The sequence below is a fragment of the Microbacterium sp. LWS13-1.2 genome (assembly GCF_040144835.1).
Lineage (GTDB): Bacteria > Actinomycetota > Actinomycetes > Actinomycetales > Microbacteriaceae > Microbacterium.
In genome coordinates, this window is the sequence record NZ_CP151632.1 from 2407546 (window position 1) to 2422621 (window position 15076).

Consider the following 15076-nt stretch of genomic DNA (forward strand, 5'->3'; position numbering starts at 1 on the left):
ATGTCAAGCTTTCGAGCGACATCAATCGACACGGAGGCCCGAGCGTCATGAAGATCGGCGAGCTGTCGGAGCGCACCGGCATCCCCCCGCGCATGCTGCGGTACTACGAGGAGCAGGGTCTGCTCGTCTCCGGGCGGTCGGCGAACGGCTATCGGTCGTACGACGAGTCCGACGTCGATCGCGCCACACGCGCACGCGGTCTCGTCCAGGCCGGGCTCACCACGCGCCTTGCGAAGGTCGTGCTCGACGTCGAGCGGCAGTGCGCGCTGCAGTCACAGCTCACCTGCTCGCGCGAGCTCGCCGAGATGCTCGCGACCGAGCTCGCCGCCCTCGAGGACCGCCTCGCGTGCCTCACCAAGAGCCGCGATGCGGTCGCGGAGTTCCTCGCGCTCACCCGCAACGGCGACCTGGTGCGCAGCGGGACGGCGGCGTAGCGGCATCCTTCCCGCCGTCCAGACGCCCGACGTCCGGTGGCTTGGCTCAGGGCTCGAGGGTGAGGGATGCCGCGATGGGCGGGATCTCCTCGCGCAGGCTCATGATCTCGCGCACGTGCTCCTGCAGGCGCACATCCTCGGGCAGCTCCGGGCTCCACTGCGGAACCGGCCGGGCGACGCCATCGGGTCCGGGCACGACGAACACGCTCAGGCACTGGGTCGTCAGCATGCGCTCCGCCGGCGTGCGGGGATCGGCCGTCCACACCTGCGTGCTCAGATGCATGCTGTGCCTGCTGGTGTAGACGATGCGCGCGTCCACATCCACGAGGTGCCCGATGACGACGGGCGCGAAGAAGTGGATTCCGCCGGAGTAGACACCGACCGCCGTGCTGGCGTCGGCGCCCGCCGGATCGAGTGCCGAGGAACGAGGCGTGCCGAGACCGTCCTTCGCCCACGCCGCGGCGCACGCGTAGTCCGCCTCGTCGATCCACCGCATGACGGTGCCGCCGTGAGCCTTGCCGCCGAAGTTCACGACGCCCGGCGGGGCGAGGAAGCGGAGCGTGGTGCGCGGCGCCGCCGACGCGTCCGTGTACTCCTGCGCCAGCATGAGCCGCTTGATCTCGGCGCGCGACTCGATCCGCTCGATCGCGCCGTCGGCGAGCTTGTGATCCGACCGCGAGACCGGCTCCCACGCCGGCACCTCGGTCGGCCGGCCGTCCTCGCCCTTCGCGACGAAGACGAGGATGCACGTCGTCGCCGGCGTGTAGGCGCGCTCATTCACCCGCGCCGACGAGACGGTGACGACCACGTGCATGCTCGTACGGCCGGTGTACACGATGCGCGCCTGCACCTCGATGAGGCTTCCCGGGGCGATCGGCCGCCGATGGCGGACATTCCCGACGTACGCGGTGACGCAGTAGGCGCCCGCCCAGCCGACCGCGCACGCGTAGCCGGCCTTGTCGATCCACTCCATGACGCTTCCGGCGGCGACAGATCGTCCACCGGCGGCGGTGTCGGAGGGGACAGCCATGAACCGGAGCGTGATCCGGTCGTCGCGCCCCGCGGCACGGGTGGGGGTAGCGGCGTTCATGCCGTCAGGGTATTGGCCGCCACATCCGGCTGTCGCCTGTGAATCCGCGCATCCGACACCAAGAAGCGGCGATCCTTCGCACAGGGCAGAATCGAACGGTGCCAGCCTCACCGAACCTGAAGCCCGACCACGCCTGCCTCATCGTGCACGGCAGCGACCGGCCCGGAATCGTGGCCGCCGTCTCGGCGATGATCACGCGCATCGGCGGCAACATCGTCGCGTTCGACCAGTACTCCGACGACCCCACCGGTGGGGCGTACTTCCAGCGGGTCGTGTTCCACCGCCCGGGGTTCGCCGCCGACCGCCCTGTGATCGAGAGCGAGATCGCCGAGACGCTCGCCGGCTTCGAGCTGGAGTGGTCGCTGACCGACCAGTCCGTGCCGAAGCGCATGGCGATCCTGTCGTCGAAGCAGGACCACTGCCTGCTCGACCTGCTGTGGCGCCACCGCCGCGGCGACCTGCCCGTCACCGTGCCGATGGTGATCTCGAACCACACCACCTCGGCCGAGGACGTGCGCTCGTTCGGCGTGCCGTTCTTCCACGTGCCGGGCGCACCCGGTCCCGACAAGTCGGCGTCCGAGGCGAAGATCATCGAGCTGCTCAGAGGCAACGTCGACTTCGTCGTGCTCGCGCGGTACATGCAGATCCTCTCGGGCGACTTCCTGTCGCAGCTGGGGGTGCCGGTGATCAACATCCATCACTCGTTCCTGCCCGCCTTCATCGGCGCCGAGCCTTACAAGAAGGCGAAGCAGCGCGGGGTCAAGCTCATCGGCGCGACCTCGCACTACGTCACCGACGACCTCGACGAGGGTCCGATCATCGAGCAGGACACGGTGCGCGTCACGCACGCCGACTCCGCCGCCGAGCTCGCCCGCCGCGGCGCCGACGTCGAGCGCCAGGTGCTCTCCCGCGCGGTGCTGTGGCACGCCGAGGACCGCATCATCCGCCACGGCAACCACACGATCGTGTTCTGAGATGGACGCCGCGGCCCGCGGCATCCGTACGGGTCAGAGCAGGCGCGTTTCGTCTCGCTCGTACCTCGCTCGCTCAACGACGGGGGTGTCGCCCAATGCGACCCCGGTCGTTGAACGAGCGGAGCGAGACGAAACGCCCGGGGCCTCAGACCAGGCGCAGCTCGGCGTCGATGGCCGCCGCGGTCCGCTGCAGCGGGGGGAGATACTCGGCGACGACGTGGTCGATGCTGTCGCGCGTGGCACTGGTCGACACGTTCACGGCCGCGACCACGTCGCCGCGGCGATCGTGCAGCGGGACGGCCACCGAGCGCAGGCCCGGCTCCAGCTCGCCGTCCACCAGCGCCCAGCCCTGCTCCCGCACGCGCGCGAGCTCGTCGCGCAGCGCGCCGGTGCTCGTCACGGTGCGGTCGGTGAGGGCGGGCAGAGCGGATGCCGCGAGCAGCGCGTCGCGGGCGGCATCCGGCATCCCGGCCAGCAGCACGCGTCCCATCGACGTCGCGAAGGCGGGGAACCGCGTGCCGATCGTGATGCGCACGCTCATGATGCGGCGGGTCGGCACGCGGGCGACGTAAACGATCTCCTCGCCGTCGAGCACCGCCGCCGACACGCTCTCGTCGACGTCGCGCGACAGGCGCTCGAGGTGCGGCTGCACGATCTCGGGGATCGACAGCGCCGACAGGTAGCTGAAGCCCAGCTCGAGCACGCGCGGGGTGAGTGCGAATGTGCGACCGATGCCCGACCCGTTCGCCGAGCCGGCCGATGCGCGGACATAGCCGAGCTCCTCCAGCGTGCGCAGGAACCGGCCCGCTGCGGCGCGGGGGATCCCGGCTCCTCGCGCGACCTCGCTCAGCGTGAGCTCCGGATGCTCCGCGTCGAACGCGCGGATCACCGCGAGCCCACGCACGAGCGACTGGACGGTGTCGCGGCTCGGGGAGGCATCCGATTCGTCGGTCATTCGCCGTACTCCTCGAGTGCCGACCGGATGTCGGTGCGGGAGAAGTCGTCGCCTACGAAGAGCAGCGATTCGTCGCGGACGTGCGCAAGCGCATAGGAGAATGTGTCGCCGAAGTTGAGCCGCGCAGGGTGTCCCGTCCCGCGACCGTAGTCGCGGTAGGCGGCGCTCGCTGCATCCGCCTGGGACGCATCGAACGGGACGATCTCGGTGCCGAAGCGACGAAGCAGCGCATCGAGCCTGCGCAGCCCGGCGACACCGAGGCGGCCACCCACGACGGCTCGCGTCTCGACGAGGGTGGCGGCGGACATCTGGGAGCGGCGGGCGAGAAGCAGCTTCTCGATGAAGGGTGCCGGCTCCTCATCCTGCAGCAGCGCGACGACAGCGGAGGTGTCGACGATCACTTCGGCAGGCCGAGTTCGTCGTAGAGCTCGTCCTCCGCCGTGGACAACGCCGCGCGCTGCTCCGGCGTCGTCTCCGCCCACAGCGCGTGGAGGATGCGCTCGATGTCCACCCTGCGTCGTTCGATCTCATCCGGAGAGAAGTCCGGTTCGGGCAGCTCGCGACCGCGGTCGACATCACGCTTGACCTCGTCGAGGCGCCGGCGCACCGCGTCCTCCACGGCACTCGTCTGACTCATGCCGGTGAGCTCGGCGAGTTCACGAACCAGCGCGTGCGTGCGCTCGTTCTTGATGTTCAGGCTCATGCGCGAGAGTCTACCGAGGTAGACACGACGATGGTAGATGTCTACCGTTCGATTACGACGGCGAGCCCCTGCCCGACGCCGATGCAGATCGCGGCGACCGCGACGCCGCTGCCGCGCCGGCGCAACTCGTGCGCGGCGTGGCCGATGATGCGCCCGCCCGAGGCGCCGAGCGGATGCCCGATCGCCAGCGCGCCGCCGTGCACGTTGAGCTTGTCGGGATCGAGCTCGGGCCAGCCGGCCAAGCATGCGAGCGACTGCGACGCGAACGCCTCGTTGAGCTCGACGAAGTCGACGTCGGCCCACGTGCGCCCGGCGCGTGCCAGCGCCTTGTTCGCGGCCTCGATCGGCGCGATCGGGAACTGGTCGGGGTCCACGCCGTGCGCGGCACGTGCGGTGATGCGCGCCAGAGGCTCGCCGGGCAGCGCACCCTCGCGCCCGAGCAGCACGGCCGACGCGCCGTCGTTGATCGGCGACGAGTTGCCCGCCGTGACCGTTCCCTCGCCGTCGGCGGCGAACAGCGCCTTCAGCCCGGCGAGCTTCTCGACCGAGGTATCGTCGCGGATGCCCTCGTCGCGCGCGAGCTCCGCACCGCGCACCTGCACGATCTCGCCGTCGTAGCGGCCCGCGGCCCACGCCTCGGCGGCGAGCCGGTGCGAGCGCACGGCGAACTCGTCCTGCGCCGCGCGCGAGATGCCCCACTCGCGGGCGATCAGCTCCGCGGACTCGCCGTTCGAGATCGTCCAGTGCTTCGGCAGCTTCGGGTTGGTCATGCGCCACCCGATCGACGTGTTCCACATCGTCTGGTTGCCCACGCTCGGCCACGGCCGCGGCGACTTCTCGACCACGTACGGCGCCCGGCTCATCGACTCGACGCCCCCGGCGAGCACGATGTCGGTGTCTCCGGCCTCGATCGCGCGGGAGCCCTGGACCACGGCCTCGACGGACGAGGCGCAGAGGCGGTTCACCGTGACGCCCGTGACGGATGTCGGGAACCCGGCCAGCAGCGCACCCATGCGTGCGACGTTGCGGTTGTCTTCGCCCGCCTGGTTCGCATCGCCGAAGATCACGTCGTCGATGCGGGCCGGGTCGAGGCCCGTGCGCTCGGCCGTCGCCTTCATCACGATCGCGGCGAGGTCATCGGGCCGCACACCCGACAGGGCACCGCCGGCGCGCCCGAACGGCGTGCGCACCGCGTCATAGATGTAGGTGGCCATGTCAGTTCTCCTCCCGGATGCTGCGGGCCGCGGCATCCGCTGTCTCCGGTGCATCGGTCAGTTCCAGTCCGGTGAGCTCGGCGAGGCGCTCGATCGTGTTGTCGCCGAACGCCTCACGCACCGCGAAGCCGTCGGGCGTGACGTCGAACACCGCGTGGTCCGTGTAGACGCGCGTGACGCAGCTGACGCCGGTCAGGGGGTAGGTGCAGGCATCGACCAGCTTCGACTCGCCGGTCTTGGTCAACAGGTCCGTCATGACGTAGACGTTCTTCGCGCCGATGGCGAGGTCCATGGCACCGCCGACGGCGGGGATGGCGCCCGGCGCTCCGGTGGACCAGTTGGCGAGGTCACCGGCCTGCGACACCTGGAAGGCACCCAGCACGCACACGTCGAGATGGCCGCCGCGCATCATGCCGAACGAGTCGGCGTGGTGGAAGTACGCGGATCCGGCGAGCGCGGAGACCGGCTGCTTGCCGGCGTTGATGAGGTCGGGGTCGACCGCGCCCGGGGCCGGAGACGGCCCCATGCCCAGCATCCCGTTCTCGGTGTGGAGGATGATCTCCTGGTCCTGCGGCAGGTAGTCGGCGACGAGCGTGGGCGCCCCGATGCCGAGGTTCACGTAGGAGCCCTCGGGGATGTCCTGCGCGATGCGCGCGGCGAGCTGCTCGCGCGTGATGCGCGTGGCCGGCGATGACTCGATGGCGCTCACTGGTCGACCTCGCTTCCTTCTGCGGATGAGTCCGCACGTACGAGCGGGCGCCCTTCGATGTCGACTCCCCCGACGAACGCGCCGTCGCTCAGCCAGCGGCGCTCCCCCACCGCGACCACCCGGTCGACGAAGATGCCGGGGGTCACGACCGACTCGGGGTCGAGCGAACCCAGAGGCACGATCTCGTCGACCTGCACGATCGTGGTGGTCGCGGCGGCGGCCATGATCGGGCCGAAGTTGCGCGCCGTCTCGCGGTAGACCAGGTTCCCCCAGCGGTCGGCGCGATACGCGCCGACCAGCGCGACATCCGCCCTGATGGGGTACTCGAGCGCGTAGGTGCGCCCCTCGATCTCGCGGAGCTCCTTGCCCTCGGCCAGCTGCGTCCCGACGCCCGTCGGCGAGAAGAAGGCGCCGATACCGGCGCCGGTCGCACGGATGCGCTCGGCGAGGTTTCCCTGCGGCACGAGCTCGAGCTCGATCTCCCCGGCGCGGTACAGCCCGTCGAACACCCAGGAGTCGTGCTGGCGCGGGAACGAGCACAGGATCTTGCGCACGCGCTTCTTGGCGAGGAGGGCGGCGAGCCCGACGTCGCCGTTGCCCGCGTTGTTGTTGATGATCGTCAGGTCGGTGGCGCCCTGCGCGATGAGCGCGTCGATGAGATCGACCGGCTGCCCGGCGCGGCCGAAGCCGCCGATCATGATGGTCGCTCCATCGCGGATGCCGGCCACGGCCTCCGCGACAGACCCCACGGTCTTGTCGATCATGCGATCCCCTCGTGTTCGCTGTGCGAACAGTCGTCCGTTCTGCGGCTAGTCTATCGCACCCGGCCGCGCGCGGCATCCCTCGCGAGTCGACAGCCCGGACCGACAACTGTTCGGGTGTCACGAAACGTGGCATCGCACACGACGTAGCCGCGCGTCGTGACTCCCGAACGCGACGCGCCGCCGGAGGGAGACGCGGAGGCCGCACCCGGGTCGGGGTGCGGCCTCTCTGCGACTGCGGAGATCGGCGGCCGGTCAGCGCCGTTCGCGGTCGGCGAGGAACTCGCCGGGCTTCGTCGGCACGAAGGCCGACTCGCTCTCGTCCAGCGACGCCGCGAGGCGGTTCATGCGCTCGGCCGACTGGCCGCCCCAGTGTCCGCTCTCGACGCGGTCCATCAGCGTCTCGATGCCGGCCGCGATCTCGGCCGGCGTGAAGACGCAGTGCCCGATGTGGTCGACGAAGTACTGACGGAGCAGGCTCTGGTCGCCCGCTGCGCGGACGTCCTCTGCGTACTCCTGCTCGACCTGCACCGGGGCGAGGATGTCGTCGAGGGTATGGAGCGTCAGCACGGGCATCTCCAGGTCGCCGGTGAGCCCCGACGACGCGCGCAGCGTCTCGACCGATCCCGGGTCCGCCGCGACGTCCGCGGTCTGCGTCAGCGTCGCCAGGTCGCCCTTCAGGTCCAGCCCGGCCTGCCGGTACAGCTCCTGGACGAGCGCGCGGTCCGCGGACTGGGCGAAGAGCTTCTGGTAGTCGACGCCGACGTTCCACGTCGCGTTGCCACCCGCGGTCGACTCGATGTCGAAGCGCCCCGGCGTGACGAACCCGATGGTGTCGACCAGCTGCTCGTAGAGCGACTGCTGCGCCACGGCGGGATCGGTGGGCGCGTCCGCCGCGAGCACGCCGTCCGAGAGGTGGAACAGGGCGGCGGCGAGGGCGATCCGCGCACGCCCCTCGGGCGTCTGCTGGCCGGCATCCACCGCCGCAGTCAGCGCCGCCGACGCCGCGAACGCATCGGGAAGCGTGGCGTAGCCCTCGATGTCGATCTCCTGCGCGGGGGCCAGCAGCTGGTCGATCGCGTGCGCACCGTCGAGCTGGTAATTGTTCAGATCGACGCCGCCCTCCATGAGCCCGCACGTGGGCATCGCGCCCTCGATGACGTCGCCCGCGGATTCCGCGATCCGGCCGGTGACGAGGCCGCCCATGGAGGTGCCGTACGCCAGGATGTGGTCGGGATCGAGGCCGGTCTCATCGAGCATCGCGTCGAGCGACTGCAGCTGGTCGTCGACGGCGGTGGGAACCGCCCAACCGCTCGCGGCGTACGACGAGCCCACGAGCGCGTAGCCCTGCTCGAGCAGCAGTGTCTTCGTGGCGTCGTCGGGGGCGACGGCTGCCGGGTTGCCGGGGACGAACGAGGGCCGGTATCCGTGGCTGTACAGCAGGACGGTGCCGTTCCAGTCCGAGGGCACCGAGGCGAGCCAGGTCGTTCCGGTGGGGAGTGAACCGGAGTAATCGCCCGGGGTGGCTGCCACGGCGGGAGGGGCGACGAGACCGGCGGAGAGCAGCGCGCCGGCGGCGACCGCTGCGACTCCGAGGACGCGCGTGCGTACGTGCGGGGACATGGGGGTGGTCCTTCCGTTGTCATCATCGACGGGGACTCCGTCGTCGGCGACGGGGCTAGGACCAATTATCAAGTTTCCTGATGATGAATCAAGGGGTCAGGGTGATTGCTCGAGCGCGCGTCGTGCATCCTGCAGCCATCGACCGAGCGCAGAGCGCTCCGTCGACGACAGACCGGCGAAGGCCTCGGCCTCGATGCGGTCGACGTCGCTCCGGCATGCCGCCAGCAGTGCGGTGCCCGCCGCAGTGAGCGAGATCGTCATGCGCCGGCGGTTGTCGGCGTCGCGCACGCGCTCGATCAGCCCCGCCTCGCCCAGTGCGCGCACGATCCCCTCCATCGCCTGCGCCGACACGAAGGCATGCCGGGCGAGCTGCGCGGAGCTCATTCCCGGATGCTGCTCCAGCACGGTGAGCGCCGTGTACTGGGTGACGGTGATGCCGTGCGGCCGCACGACCGCATCGAGGCGCCCGCGGACCGCCAGTTCGACCTGCTTCACCTGATAGAGGATGCGGGGCGCGTGCTCGGCCGTCATGCGGTCCCCGGGTCCGTCATGCGATGAAGCCTACGGCGTCAGTGTTCCTCCGCGAACACGTCCTTCGCGATGCGGAAAGCCGTGTTGGCGGCGGGGACGCCGCAGTAGAGCCCCGCCTGCAGGATGACTTCCTTGATCTCGTCGACGGTCAGTCCGTTGCGCAGGGCCGCCCGCAGGTGCATCGCCAGCTCTTCGTGGTGGCCGAGTGCGATGAGCGCCGTGAGCACCGCGACCGACCGGGATCGCCGATCGAGGCCCGGGCGCGACCAGACGTCGCCCCACGCGACGCGGGTGATGAAGTCCTGGAAGTCGGCGGTGAGCTCGTTCGTGCCGGCGATGGCCCGGTCCACATGGGCGTCCGACAGCACCTCGCGCCGGACGGCCATCCCCTGGTCGTACCGCTCCTCGTCGGTGCGGCCCTCGCCCGCGGGCCGGCTCATGCCGCACGCTCCCGCGCAACGGCGTCGAAGAACTCTCGCAGCGCCGCGGCCGTCGCGGCCGGATCGTCCGCGGGCGGCAGGTGAGCGGCATCCGCGATCCCGACCGCCCGGCCGCTCTGCACGCCGTCGGCGATCTCGCGAGCGGATGCCTCCGGAGTGACGCCGTCGTGATCGCCCCAGACCGCGAGCACCGGAGTGGCGATCTCGCCGAGCCCGTCCCGCACGTCGAAGCCCGCGAGCGCCTCGCAGCACAGCGCATAGCTCTCGTCGTCGGTGTCCTGCAGCACGTGCAGCATGCGCCCCGTCAGGTCGGGGTCGCGCGCGATCGTGCCCGGCGCGAACCAGCGCTGCGCCGATCCGACGACGAGGCTCGACGTGCTCTGGGCGCGCACCTGCGCGGCACGGTCGCGCCACCCCTCGGGAGCGCCGATCGCCGCGCCGGAGCAGATGATCGCGGCGGCATCGATGCGGTCGCCGTGGCGCCGGAGCAGCTCGAGGCCCACGCAGCCGCCGAGTGACACGCCGGCGTAGAGGAACGGGCCCTCGACCGCCTCGGCGACGGCATCGGCGAGCTCGGCGATCGTGAACGGCTCGGTCGCCGGTCGCGCGGCGCCGTGGCCGGGAAGGTCCCACGCCATGACCCGATAACGCTCGGCGAGGGCCGGGATCACGCGCTCCCACAGCAGCGTCGACGTGCCGAGCGACGGCCCGAGGAGGAGCGTCGGCGCGTCGGCGCTTGCGCCTCGCCCAGTCCCTGAGCCGCCCCCGGTGCCCGCGACGCCCCCGGCGCCTGAGCTTGTCGAGGGCCCCACGGGCGCGCTGACGGCGATGGCGGGAAGGGTCACGGGTTCTCCTCCTGGTCCGAGAGCGGGGTTTGGGGCGCGTCGCGTGCGTTCGGGGCGTGCGCCGCGCGCCCCGAACGCGCATCGTGCGCCCCGAACCGGGGACCGGCGTCGGCGCCGGCGCCGGACCGGCCCGAAGGCGCGACGGCATCGTCCACCAGCGCGCCGGCCAGGCCGGTGTAGTTCGCGGGATCCAGCAGGTCGGCGACGAACGCCTCGGGTGTCGCCCCGCGGGCGGCGGCGAGCGCGATCACGTCGGGCGCGGCGGCCAGTGCGCCCGCGAGGTCGCTGCCCGCTGCGGCATCCGAGACGAGACGCGACACGGCCTCGGCGCCCACCGCGGGGCCTAGCACGAGCGAGAGCCGCTCGGCCACGATGAGCCCGCCGGTCGCACCGAGGTTGCGCGCGACGGCGTCGGTGTCGACGTGCAGGTCGCTCACGAGTGCAGAGGCATGGGCCGTGGCGCCGAGCGCGAGACGCAGCAGCTCCCTGAGCGTCGGCCACTCCGCGTGCCAGGCGCCGTCGGGCCGCTCATCGGCCGCGAGCGCCGACGCGAGGTGCAGCGTCGCACCCAGCTGCGGCGCGCGCAGCGCGGCGGAGCGGATGAGGACGGATGCCGCGGGGTTGCGCTTCTGCGGCATCGCCGACGATCCGCCGCCCGAGCCCTCGGCGAGCTCGCCGATCTCGGTGCGGCTGAGGGTCGCGACATCCCCCGCGATCTTGCCGACCGCGTCGATCGCCTGCACGAGGGCGTCGCCGAGCTCGGTGATGGGCCAGCGCGTCGTGTGCCATGGTGCGTCGGGCGCCGCGAGCCCGAGTTCGCGCGCGAACGCCGCGGGCAGGTCGGCGGCGGGCTCGGGCCCGGCGATCTCGGCGAACGACGCGAGCGTCCCGGCGGCGCCGCCCAACTGTGCCGGCAGGTTGTGCTCCACTTCCTGCACTCGCTCCTTCGCACGCGCGACGCCTCTCAGCCATGCTGTTGCGCGCAGGCCCACGGTCGTCGGCACCGCGTGCTGGGTGAGCGTGCGGGCGGCCGCCACCTCGTCGCGACGCGAGCGCGCGAGCGAGCGCAGCGAGACCTCGGTGTGCGCGAGCGCGGCGACGACCTTGCTGGTCGCCGTGCGGGCGAGCAGCATCGCGGCGGTGTCGACGATGTCCTGGCTCGTCGCCCCGCGGTGCACCCACACGCGAGCATCGTCCGACACGCGCTCCCTGAGCCGCGCCACGAGGGGGATCACAGGGTTCCCGCCGGCCACGGATGCCGCAACGAGCGCCGTCAGGTCGACGCCGTGGTCGGGGCATCCGCGCAGGCCGCCCCGCCAGCCGAACTCCGCCTCGATCTCGTCCACCGCTTCCGCCGGAGCGAGGCCGAGTTCGCCGTACGCCCTGGCCAGCGCGACCTCGGCCGTCACCAGAGCGTCGAGGTACGCGGCATCCGTCACCGTCTCGTCGTGACCCACGGTCACCGGCGAGAGCAGGCCCTCGTCCATCGGGGGCCGGTCACGGTCAGAAGGCAAGGAACACGGTCTCCTTCTCGCCCTGCAGATGGATGTCGTGGTGAAGGCTGCCATCGGCCAGGCGCGTCGCGATGAGCGTAGCGCGGTCGTCCTCGTCGAGCGAGGACAGCAGCGGGTCCGCCGCGAGCAGATCGTCGTGCTCGGGCAGGTAGATGCGCGTGACGAGCTTGTCGGGGAGTCCTCGCGCGAAGACGACGACCGAGTAGAACGGGGCATCGCCGTCGATGGGACCGGGGTTGCGGGTCCAGAACTCGTAGCGGCCGACATCCGTCGTCGCCGCCCGGCCGAAGCCGGTGAAAGAGTGGTCGTCGCGGCGGAACGCGCCGTGGGCGCGCGGGATCTCGCCGCTCTCGTCGGCGCTCCAGATCTCGACGACGGCATCGGGAACCGGCGCACCGGCGCCGTCGAACACCGTGCCGCCGAGCACGATCGCACCGGGGCTGTGCGGGAAGACGACCTCGTGCTTCTTCGGGTAGTCCAGGCCGAAGGCGAAGAACGGGCCGACCGTCTGCCCGCCCGTGGCCTCGTGGGTCTTCGGGCCCAGGTCGCGCTTGGTGCGGGTCGACATCAGTGCTCTCCTTCTTCGGGCTCGAACCACGTCGCGTCGGGGCCGTCGACGACGATGTCGAAGCGGTAGCCCATCGAGAACTCGGGCACCGACAGGTCGTGGTCGTACAGTCCGATGAGCCGGTCGCGGTCCTTCTGTCGCCAGATGGTGTTGTAGATCGGGTCGAGCGGGAACAGCGGGTCGCCGGGGAAGTACATCTGCGTCACGAGGCGCTGTGTGAAGCCCGAGCCGAAGACCGAGAAGTGGATGTGCGCGGGGCGCCACGCGTTGACGTGGTTCTTCCACGGGTAGGCGCCGGGCTTGATCGTCGTGAACTTGTAGAACCCGTCGTCGTCGGTCACGATGCGGCCGGCGCCGGTGAAGTTCGGGTCGAGGGGTGCGGGATGCTGGTCGCGCTGGTGGATGTAGCGGCCCGCGGCGTTCGCCTGCCAGATCTCGACGAGCTGGTTGCGGACCGGCCGGCCCCACGAGTCGAGCACGCGGCCCTCGACGGTCATGCGCTCGCCCTGGGGCTCGCCGATGTGCTGCAGCGTCAGGTCGGACTCGATGGCGGCGACATCGCGCTGCCCGAAGGCCGGCGACCACAGCTCGATGGTCTCGGGGTCGACGAGCTTCGGGTTCTTGGTCGGGTGGCGCAGCAGGCTCGACCGGTACGGCGGGAAGTCGTGCAGGCTGATGTTCTGCCGCTCCCCCGCCTCCTCGCGCCGCGCTGCGGCGGCGTGGTAGTCGACGATCTCCTGCGTGATCTCGTTCTGCGTCAGCTGGTCGGGCGAGGCGAGCAGCGACTCCGGCGCTGCCACGTTCTGCTCGAGCACCACCGACGACGAGAACGCCTCCTCGCCCTGTGGATCGGGCTGGGTCGCGGTCATGAGGTCTCCTTCGACGACTCGGGTCTTCCCAGCGTCGCACCGCGCGGTGGGGTCCGCGTCAGAGATTCCCACCCAGTGGGAATGACGGATGCCGCGGGGAGTCGGCATCCGTCTCCATCCGGGTTTGGGGCGCGATACGTCCGTTCGGGGCGCGCGCCGTGCGCCCCGAACGCACGGCATGCGCCCCGAACCCGAGGCGACACCGGGCGGGACCAGGGCGACGCCGGCGCGGGACCCCGGCGACACCGGCTCGCGGGACCAGGGCGACACCGGCTCGCGGGACGGGGGCGACCGCGGCGCGCGGCACGGTGCGAGACCGGTGCTGGCTCGGTGGCCGGAGTCGGACGGATGCCAGAGGCGCCGACATCCGTCCGCATCCGGGTTTGGGGCGCGAAACGTCCGCTCGGGGCGCGCGCCGTGCGCCCCGAACGCACGGCATGCGCCCCAAACCCGAGGCGACACCGGGCGGGACCGAGGCGGCACCGGTGCGGGACCCCGGCGACACCGGCTCGCGGGACCAGGGCGACACCGGCTCGCGGGACGGGGGCGACCGCGGCGCGCGGCACGGTGCGAGACCGGTGCTGGCTCGGTGGCCGGAGTCGGACGGATGCCAGAGGCGCCGACATCCGTCCGCATCCGGGTTTGGGGCGCGATACGTCCGCTCGGGGCGCGCGCCGTGCGCCCCGAACGCACGGCATGCGCCCCGAACCCGAGGCGACACCGGGCGGGACCAGGGCGACGCCGGCGCGGGACCCCGGCGACACCGGCTCGCGGGACGGGGGCGACAGCGGTGCGGCGCGCCGGACGGATGCCGCGGGCAGCGGCATCCGTCTCCGCTCAGGTGTGACGCAGGTCGTGGTGGAGGTCCTTCGCGGCCTGCACGACCAGCGGGCCCAGCCGGCGCTCATCGGCGCGCTCGAGGCGCACGACCAGGCCGAGGGCCACGGGCGGCAGACCCTCGACGCGGGGCAGCGCGGCGGCGACGGAGACGTTGCCCAGCGTCATCTCCTCGCGCGTCGTGGCGTAGCCGAGCGCGCGCGTGCGGGCGATGTCGGCGCGGAGGTCGGCCTCGCCCGTGATGGAGTTCACCGTCTCGCGCTCGAGCGGCGCCCGGAAGTACTGCCGCAGCCAGCTCTCGTCGCGTGTGGCGAGCAGCGCCTTGCCGACGCCGGTGGTGTGCAGGGGTCCGCGGCCGCCCATGCGGCTGAGGGTCGGGATCGACTGGCGGCCGGTGAGACGCCCGACGTACAGCGCGCTCGTGGTCTCAGGGGTGGCGCCGTCGAGCACGGCGAGGTGCACGTTCTCCCCGGTCGCCTCGTAGAGGCGCACCATGTGCGGCAGCGCCGTTTCGCGCAGGCGCAGCGAGAGTGGCGAGAGCTCGCCGAGCTCCCACAGCCGCGGGCCGATGGCGTAGGTGTGTCCCGGACCCCGCGTCAGCAGCCCCTGGGCGACGAGCGTCGCGAGCAGGCGGTGGAGGGTCGAGGTCGCGAGCCCCGTACGGGCCGCGAGCGTCGTCGCGGTGACGGCCGGCTCGTCGTCGGTGAAGCATCCGAGCACGCGCAGCATGCGCTCGAGCACGCCCTCGCCGTCCGCCATGCTTCCTCCCCGAGCGACGTTACCCGCCTGGCCGCGGTGGTCGAGCGAGCTCGGGCCGAGTGGCCGCAACACCCCACCGCCGGTCGTCGAGCGAGCGAGGAACGAGCGAGACGAAACGCGCACTCCCCGCGCCCCCGTTCGGCCCGACGCGTTTCGTCCCGACGCGTTTCGTCCCGACGCGTATCGGCCCGACGCGTATCGTCTCGGTCGCCGGGGCTCCCACGCTCAACGACCGCAACACCCCACCGGT

General features: G+C 71.7%; 17 protein-coding genes. 2 read left to right on the forward strand and 15 right to left on the reverse strand.

Annotated elements, in window-relative coordinates; genetic code table 11:
* Nucleotides 1-47: 47 nt before the first annotated feature.
* Nucleotides 48-434: a MerR family transcriptional regulator gene (locus MRBLWS13_RS11335; protein ID WP_349425479.1), complete on the forward strand. Its 387-nt coding sequence runs from the start codon at nucleotides 48-50 to the stop codon at nucleotides 432-434.
* Nucleotides 435-480: 46 nt separating this feature from the next.
* Here MRBLWS13_RS11335 and MRBLWS13_RS11340 read toward each other — a convergent pair whose 3' ends face one another.
* Nucleotides 481-1524: an acyl-CoA thioesterase gene (locus MRBLWS13_RS11340; protein ID WP_349425480.1), complete on the reverse strand. Its 1044-nt coding sequence runs from the start codon at nucleotides 1522-1524 to the stop codon at nucleotides 481-483.
* 98 nt (nucleotides 1525-1622) lie between these two features.
* Between MRBLWS13_RS11340 and purU the strand changes: the two genes are divergently transcribed.
* Nucleotides 1623-2498, forward strand: a complete 876-nt coding sequence (purU, locus tag MRBLWS13_RS11345) for a formyltetrahydrofolate deformylase (protein ID WP_349425481.1) — start codon at nucleotides 1623-1625, stop codon at nucleotides 2496-2498.
* A 145-nt stretch (nucleotides 2499-2643) separates the two neighbouring features.
* Here the strand turns inward: purU and MRBLWS13_RS11350 are convergent, their stop codons facing one another.
* From MRBLWS13_RS11350 to MRBLWS13_RS11415, 14 genes are all read right to left on the reverse strand, one after another.
* Nucleotides 2644-3453 carry an IclR family transcriptional regulator C-terminal domain-containing protein gene (locus tag MRBLWS13_RS11350; RefSeq protein WP_349425482.1) on the reverse strand — a complete coding sequence of 270 codons (810 nt, stop codon included), beginning with the start codon at nucleotides 3451-3453 and terminating at the stop codon, nucleotides 2644-2646.
* A complete protein-coding gene (locus MRBLWS13_RS11355) occupies nucleotides 3450-3854 on the reverse strand; it encodes a type II toxin-antitoxin system VapC family toxin (RefSeq protein ID WP_349425483.1) in 405 nt (134 codons plus the stop codon). Before MRBLWS13_RS11355 ends, MRBLWS13_RS11350 begins: the two co-directional genes overlap by 4 nt.
* Entirely contained in the window at nucleotides 3851-4156 is a 306-nt protein-coding gene (locus MRBLWS13_RS11360; RefSeq protein ID WP_349425484.1) for a type II toxin-antitoxin system VapB family antitoxin, read from the reverse strand. The genes MRBLWS13_RS11355 and MRBLWS13_RS11360 overlap by 4 nt, the downstream gene beginning before the upstream one ends.
* A gap of 41 nt (nucleotides 4157-4197) precedes the next feature.
* Complete coding sequence (locus tag MRBLWS13_RS11365) at nucleotides 4198-5370, reverse strand: thiolase family protein (RefSeq protein ID WP_349425485.1); 1173 nt, start codon at nucleotides 5368-5370, stop codon at nucleotides 4198-4200.
* Between the two features lies 1 nt (nucleotide 5371).
* On the reverse strand, nucleotides 5372-6079 hold the full coding sequence (locus MRBLWS13_RS11370) for a 3-oxoacid CoA-transferase subunit B (protein WP_349425486.1): 708 nt from the start codon (nucleotides 6077-6079) through the stop codon (nucleotides 5372-5374).
* The gene (locus tag MRBLWS13_RS11375) at nucleotides 6076-6843 is read right to left on the reverse strand and encodes a 3-oxoacid CoA-transferase subunit A (protein ID WP_349425487.1); all 768 of its coding nucleotides are present in this window, start codon (nucleotides 6841-6843) and stop codon (nucleotides 6076-6078) included. The genes MRBLWS13_RS11370 and MRBLWS13_RS11375 overlap by 4 nt, the downstream gene beginning before the upstream one ends.
* A gap of 252 nt (nucleotides 6844-7095) precedes the next feature.
* Nucleotides 7096-8463 carry a prolyl oligopeptidase family serine peptidase gene (locus tag MRBLWS13_RS11380; RefSeq protein ID WP_349425488.1) on the reverse strand — a complete coding sequence of 456 codons (1368 nt, stop codon included), beginning with the start codon at nucleotides 8461-8463 and terminating at the stop codon, nucleotides 7096-7098.
* A gap of 96 nt (nucleotides 8464-8559) precedes the next feature.
* The gene (locus MRBLWS13_RS11385) at nucleotides 8560-8994 is read right to left on the reverse strand and encodes a MarR family transcriptional regulator (protein ID WP_163616884.1); all 435 of its coding nucleotides are present in this window, start codon (nucleotides 8992-8994) and stop codon (nucleotides 8560-8562) included.
* Nucleotides 8995-9032: 38 nt separating this feature from the next.
* The gene (gene pcaC / locus MRBLWS13_RS11390; RefSeq protein ID WP_349425489.1) at nucleotides 9033-9434 is read right to left on the reverse strand and encodes a 4-carboxymuconolactone decarboxylase; all 402 of its coding nucleotides are present in this window, start codon (nucleotides 9432-9434) and stop codon (nucleotides 9033-9035) included.
* Nucleotides 9431-10279: an alpha/beta fold hydrolase gene (locus tag MRBLWS13_RS11395; RefSeq protein WP_349425490.1), complete on the reverse strand. Its 849-nt coding sequence runs from the start codon at nucleotides 10277-10279 to the stop codon at nucleotides 9431-9433. The genes pcaC and MRBLWS13_RS11395 overlap by 4 nt, the downstream gene beginning before the upstream one ends.
* Complete coding sequence (locus tag MRBLWS13_RS11400; protein ID WP_349425491.1) at nucleotides 10276-11793, reverse strand: lyase family protein; 1518 nt, start codon at nucleotides 11791-11793, stop codon at nucleotides 10276-10278. Before MRBLWS13_RS11400 ends, MRBLWS13_RS11395 begins: the two co-directional genes overlap by 4 nt.
* Nucleotides 11783-12361, reverse strand: coding sequence for a protocatechuate 3,4-dioxygenase subunit alpha (pcaG, locus tag MRBLWS13_RS11405; RefSeq protein ID WP_349425492.1), 579 nt, complete (start codon nucleotides 12359-12361; stop codon nucleotides 11783-11785). The genes MRBLWS13_RS11400 and pcaG overlap by 11 nt, the downstream gene beginning before the upstream one ends.
* Nucleotides 12361-13230 (reverse strand): protocatechuate 3,4-dioxygenase subunit beta, encoded by an 870-nt coding sequence (pcaH, locus tag MRBLWS13_RS11410; RefSeq protein ID WP_349425493.1) that lies wholly within the window; start codon nucleotides 13228-13230, stop codon nucleotides 12361-12363. The genes pcaG and pcaH overlap by 1 nt, the downstream gene beginning before the upstream one ends.
* Nucleotides 13231-14067: 837 nt before the next feature.
* Nucleotides 14068-14826 carry an IclR family transcriptional regulator gene (locus tag MRBLWS13_RS11415; protein WP_349425494.1) on the reverse strand — a complete coding sequence of 253 codons (759 nt, stop codon included), beginning with the start codon at nucleotides 14824-14826 and terminating at the stop codon, nucleotides 14068-14070.
* Nucleotides 14827-15076 lie beyond the last annotated feature (250 nt).

Coding starts and splice junctions, on each gene's coding strand:
- MRBLWS13_RS11335 (WP_349425479.1), top strand. CDS start 48: ATGAAGATCGGCGAGCTGTCGGAGCGCACCGGCATCCCCCCGCGCATG.
- MRBLWS13_RS11340 (WP_349425480.1), bottom strand. CDS start 1,524: ATGAACGCCGCTACCCCCACCCGTGCCGCGGGGCGCGACGACCGGATC.
- MRBLWS13_RS11350 (WP_349425482.1), bottom strand. CDS start 3,453: ATGACCGACGAATCGGATGCCTCCCCGAGCCGCGACACCGTCCAGTCG.
- MRBLWS13_RS11360 (WP_349425484.1), bottom strand. CDS start 4,156: ATGAGCCTGAACATCAAGAACGAGCGCACGCACGCGCTGGTTCGTGAA.
- MRBLWS13_RS11365 (WP_349425485.1), bottom strand. CDS start 5,370: ATGGCCACCTACATCTATGACGCGGTGCGCACGCCGTTCGGGCGCGCC.
- MRBLWS13_RS11375 (WP_349425487.1), bottom strand. CDS start 6,843: ATGATCGACAAGACCGTGGGGTCTGTCGCGGAGGCCGTGGCCGGCATC.
- MRBLWS13_RS11380 (WP_349425488.1), bottom strand. CDS start 8,463: ATGTCCCCGCACGTACGCACGCGCGTCCTCGGAGTCGCAGCGGTCGCC.
- MRBLWS13_RS11385 (WP_163616884.1), bottom strand. CDS start 8,994: ATGACGGCCGAGCACGCGCCCCGCATCCTCTATCAGGTGAAGCAGGTC.
- pcaC (WP_349425489.1), bottom strand. CDS start 9,434: ATGAGCCGGCCCGCGGGCGAGGGCCGCACCGACGAGGAGCGGTACGAC.
- pcaG (WP_349425492.1), bottom strand. CDS start 12,361: ATGTCGACCCGCACCAAGCGCGACCTGGGCCCGAAGACCCACGAGGCC.
- pcaH (WP_349425493.1), bottom strand. CDS start 13,230: ATGACCGCGACCCAGCCCGATCCACAGGGCGAGGAGGCGTTCTCGTCG.
- MRBLWS13_RS11415 (WP_349425494.1), bottom strand. CDS start 14,826: ATGGCGGACGGCGAGGGCGTGCTCGAGCGCATGCTGCGCGTGCTCGGA.